The organism is Ruoffia sp. FAM 26254, from assembly GCF_045528545.1.
Taxonomy (GTDB): Bacteria; Bacillota; Bacilli; order Lactobacillales; family Aerococcaceae; genus Ruoffia; species Ruoffia halotolerans.
The window spans coordinates 1-4,535 of the sequence record NZ_JBGQQY010000082.1 but is presented as its reverse complement, the minus strand read 5'-3'; the positions used below and the strand labels follow the sequence as shown (position 1 = coordinate 4,535).

4 protein-coding genes are annotated in these 4,535 nt (G+C 38.7%); all 4 read right to left on the bottom strand.

Annotated elements, in window-relative coordinates; genetic code table 11:
* Positions 1-126: 126 nt before the first annotated feature.
* From fni to mvk, 4 genes are read right to left on the bottom strand one after another with little or no spacing between them, the layout of a single operon-like run.
* On the bottom strand, positions 127-1,200 hold the full coding sequence (gene fni, locus ACEN3Z_RS11605; RefSeq protein WP_407090954.1) for a type 2 isopentenyl-diphosphate Delta-isomerase: 1,074 nt from the start codon (positions 1,198-1,200) through the stop codon (positions 127-129).
* Between the two features lie 14 nt (positions 1,201-1,214).
* Entirely contained in the window at positions 1,215-2,369 is a 1,155-nt protein-coding gene (locus ACEN3Z_RS11600; protein ID WP_407090953.1) for a phosphomevalonate kinase, read from the bottom strand.
* 11 nt (positions 2,370-2,380) lie between these two features.
* Positions 2,381-3,373, bottom strand: a complete 993-nt coding sequence (gene mvaD / locus ACEN3Z_RS11595) for a diphosphomevalonate decarboxylase (protein WP_235888763.1) — start codon at positions 3,371-3,373, stop codon at positions 2,381-2,383.
* 13 nt (positions 3,374-3,386) lie between these two features.
* Positions 3,387-4,379: a mevalonate kinase gene (gene mvk / locus ACEN3Z_RS11590; protein ID WP_407090952.1), complete on the bottom strand. Its 993-nt coding sequence runs from the start codon at positions 4,377-4,379 to the stop codon at positions 3,387-3,389.
* Positions 4,380-4,535: the final 156 nt, after the last annotated feature.

Here is a 4,535-nt window from a genome sequence, read left to right as displayed (position 1 = left end):
ATTCTCCTTATGTTATTTGGTGGTACTTTTAATATAACGAATATCTGCGTCTTTTAGAAGACACAAAGATAGGGTTGATGACATTTTAATTTTTGTCATCAACCCTATTTATTGTAGAACCTTTTTTTAACGTCTTGCGAGGTATTTATAATCTATCTCACGTAATTCAGCATATTCACGTAGTGGACCACGTAGTAATAATTGAGTTTCTTGTAGTTCTTGGATGTTATGACAGTTGAGTAATAGAAGCATATGTTTGATTGCTTTCTCCCAATCCAGAACGATTTTTGTAGCGGCATCGACACCTTCTAAGTGGACTGTCTGAAGTAATTTACCAGATAGGCCAGTTGCTTTGGCACCAAGCGCAAGTGCTTTTACGATATCATAAAAGCTTCTGACTCCACCACTGGCAAGAATATTCACTTCTTTTTGTAAGGAAAGTGATTCCAATAAGGATTCAGGGGTTGTTTGTCCCCATTCGCCTAGTAGGCTGAAATCAATCGTATCCCGGCGGTCATTTTCGATATTAACGAAGTTTGTGCCCCCACGCCCACTGACATCGATGTTTTTAACACCTAGTGAAATTAATTCTTCCATGGTTTCTTTACTCATTCCAAAACCAACTTCTTTAACAATTACAGGAACATCTAAGCCTTCAACAATTTGTTGAATATTCTCTTTCCAAGTTGAGAAATCACGGTCACCTTCAGGCATGACAACTTCTTGGGGTGTATTCAGATGGATTTGTAAGGCATTTGCTTTTAATAAGTCAACAGCACGTTTAGCGTTTTCTAAGTCATGATGTGCACCTAAGTTTGCCATAACAAAACCATTCGGATTATTTTTACGTATAATCGTAAACGAATCTCTGACTTCAGGTTCTTTCAAAGCGACGCTGAAAGAACCTGATGCCATCGCTAAGCCTGTCTCATGTGCAAGTGTTGATAGTGAATCATTGAATTGTTTCGTATAGGTTGAACCACCGGTCATTCCATTGATATAGAAAGGAAAACGGTGTGTCGTATTTGCCCATTGAGTTGATGTATCTATTTGGTCAAATTTCACCTCGCTGAATGAATGATGCATAAAGCGAATATCATCAAACGCAGATGTTTGTAATTTACTTTGTTGTTCTAATGCCAAGTTCACATGATCATCTTTTCGTTGTTGAGCAAGTGAAGGTTGATTTTCTTTTGTCATAATTGCCTCCGATACTATGTTGTTTCCGTAGAGAAGGGGGGAGTTACTTGCAGTGGTAAAGCTACAATATCTTCCGATTCCCAATCTTTAATTAAAGTCTCTGTCTTGATATCTTTATGGCCAATAGCAATGCCGCAATCGCCACCACCAGCCCCAGAGGACTTAGCAATGTATGAGTGAGGAAGGGCTGTTTCAATAAATTGAGTCAGTTCATTCGTTTCGATGTCTAGTTGATAGGTATGACTCAAATCTAAGAGTAATTGCCGATATACTTGAATCTCATCTTGAATGGCAGTTAAGTTCTTTTCTTGAAAGCCAATACGCATGCGTTCAACCGATGCTTTTGCATTCTTTAAGAATGCTTTGAATTGGTCATCAGCTTGATTTAATCGATCAAGTAATTGCCCAACTAAGTTTTCAGTAGAAGCAGGGGATTGCGTCCAACCAATCAATAAAGTTAGTTCAGCCGGAACACTTAAGGACTCAATAACAAGGTCTGGCCAATCCATTAACAGCAAGGAAGCCACCGGTGTGTTTGCGTGAACCATCTCTTTCAGCCACTCACGGTCAAAAGATTGATAATAAACCCAGCCACCAGTCGTAATTGTCGCGATATCAGCCAAACTCCCATTTGATTTCGATAAAGCCAACGCAATCGCAGCCAGTTTAAAGATAGTCACATGGTCTAATGCTTGTACTCCATGATAAGCTAATATCCCTTTAATCGTCGCTACGACAATTGCACCACTTGAGCCTAAACCGAATTTTAACCCATCTTTATTAATTAAGTCTGAATTAAATTGAATATTATAATTTAAAATAGAGACATTTAAGCTTCGTAAAAGTGATTCAGTGACACGAATCGCATTAATACAATAGTGCCAACCAGTTGCAGTATTTGGTGCAACTTGGAAATGATTATCTTTTCGATCATAATTCAAAGGACCTAATTCAGACAAATTAGTCGTTATTACTCCACCTTCAGTATGCTCACTCGCAGTAACTCGAGCAGTTAAGAATTGATCGACCGCTATAATAATAGCCGGTTGTTTCGGGAATAAAATCGCATATTCACCCGTTATAAATAATTTCCCTGGTACTTTAACGGTACTAGATTCATTGAAGGACGTTCGATTGAAAAGATCCTGTATCGATGTTTGTGTTGACAATATCTACACTCCTAACTAATCTTATGCGGTCCTTTTCCAGGTCCAGTTATAACTAGACGATCACTTGAAAAATGTTTTTCAAAGGCTTTCTTAATTTCTTCGGCCTGGCTTAAACGGCAAAGAACTTTCACGTTTGGTCCAGCATCCATTGTAAAGTAACAAGGAATGCCAGCTTCACGAAGTTCTCTGACGATGTTCATTGCAGTCAGAGATTCAGGTTCCCAATAAGTCATACTTGGATCAGCAGCAATAATCGTCGCATGCATCTTCATCGCATTATGTTCTGCGATTTGTCCAATCGTCGGAAAATCTCTATTCTCAATGGCAGGAATGATTGCTTCCAAATCTTCAGCCACTGTTTCCGGCCAAAGTTTGTAGAAAGGAGAAGTTTCGATAGTATGTTCCATTCCGACACGACTACTAATTTTCTTTTGTTCTTTATTAATCATAACAACAAGCATACCAATATCCCAATCAGCCTCATCAATCATCTCAGCAAAACTTGAATCCGATTCGTTCCCAATTCCTTTATGCCAAACGGTAAAGCCACCAAATAAACTACGAGTAGCACTTCCAGAACCACGACGAGCGTAGGTAGACAGTTCTTTATTCGATAGATTTGTCTCAAATAAATCATTACAGGCACTAGCTAAAGCTGCAAAAGCCGATGCCGAAGAGGCAAGACCGGCTGCAGTTGGAACATGATTGGTACTGTTTACGTGTACTGGTCGATGTATACCAGATAAATCTCTGAACATATTAATAAAACGCGATACTTTCTCGATCGCGTTAATGTCTTGTATTTGACCATCTAAGGTAAAGGTATCCTCATTGGATTGAGAATTCCATTCTAAAGTTGTTTCTGTATAAAATTGATCAAGCGTCAAAGAAAGACTACTTGTAACGGGAAGGAACAATTCTTTGTTTCGTTTTCCCCAATACTTAATTAAAGCAATGTTAGTATAAGCACGATACGTTGTTGTATCCATTTGTTTATGTTGCATTATAAACCTCACCTTATATTGTTTTTAAATCTAATGACCAAGTTTTTGTTGCGCCCGCATCCATCATTGCTTGTTGAATCAAATCGGCTTCGACTTTAGTTTGAGCTAGTGCGATTACACAGCCACCGAAGCCTCCGCCTGTAAGTTTAGCACCTAAAGCACCGGCTATCCAAGCAGCGTTAACGATACGGTCAATATGGGCATTTGAAATCTCTAATTGATTGAGATAGTAATGGTTATATGTCATCAAGCGACCTAATTCATTGATATCTTTCGCTTGAATCGCATCAACAGATTGTTGGACAAAGCCACCAATGGCCCTCATCACCGTTCTAATAAAATCTGGTTTCGATTCTTTTAATTGTCTCACCTTACTCACGGCTGTCTTCGTCTGACCTGGCATATCACTGTCAGCTACAACTAAGTAAGCATCTAGGTTAATTTTAATCGTTTTTGCTGTTTGACTTTTACGATAAATAACCGGTGAATTTGTACTAGCTAAAAGAGTATCTAAACCACTTGTTGATTCATGGGCGATAACCTCGGCTTGATTCACAATGAAATTCAACTGATAATTAGATATTTCTTGCTTGTAAAAATCACACAAAGCACGAACTAGCGCGACACTAACCGCAGCTGACGAACCCATACCTCGCCCTGAAGGAATCGAACTATCGATAGTAATATCCATAGGCGTATTCGCTAATTTAAAGCTACTCAGAGTCACTTCAATAGCTTGCTTAAGGTTATCTAAAGATTCCGGCGCATCTTCTATAATGCCATCATAATATGAACTATGAATGTAAGTATGATTAGATTTAGAAGGAGTGATCGTCACAGTCACATTGGCCGAATTAAAAGGTAATGCAATCGCAGGGTAGTCGTAGACAACCGCATGCTCTCCCATCAATATAATCTTACTATGAGCCTTACCTATACCAATAAGTTGTTTCGCATTTGAAGTCATTAATTTAGATTGATAATTATGTCGCTTTGATATGTCCATTTTCTACCTCCCATCACTTTTTTTATTTATCGCCGATTGTAAAATTAAGCTAGACAACTAAAACAGCCATTTGTGGTACACTCAACTTGTAATTCCGACCAAAGAATACAAAGGAGTGACCACAAATGACCTACACCCATCTTACCACGGATGAAC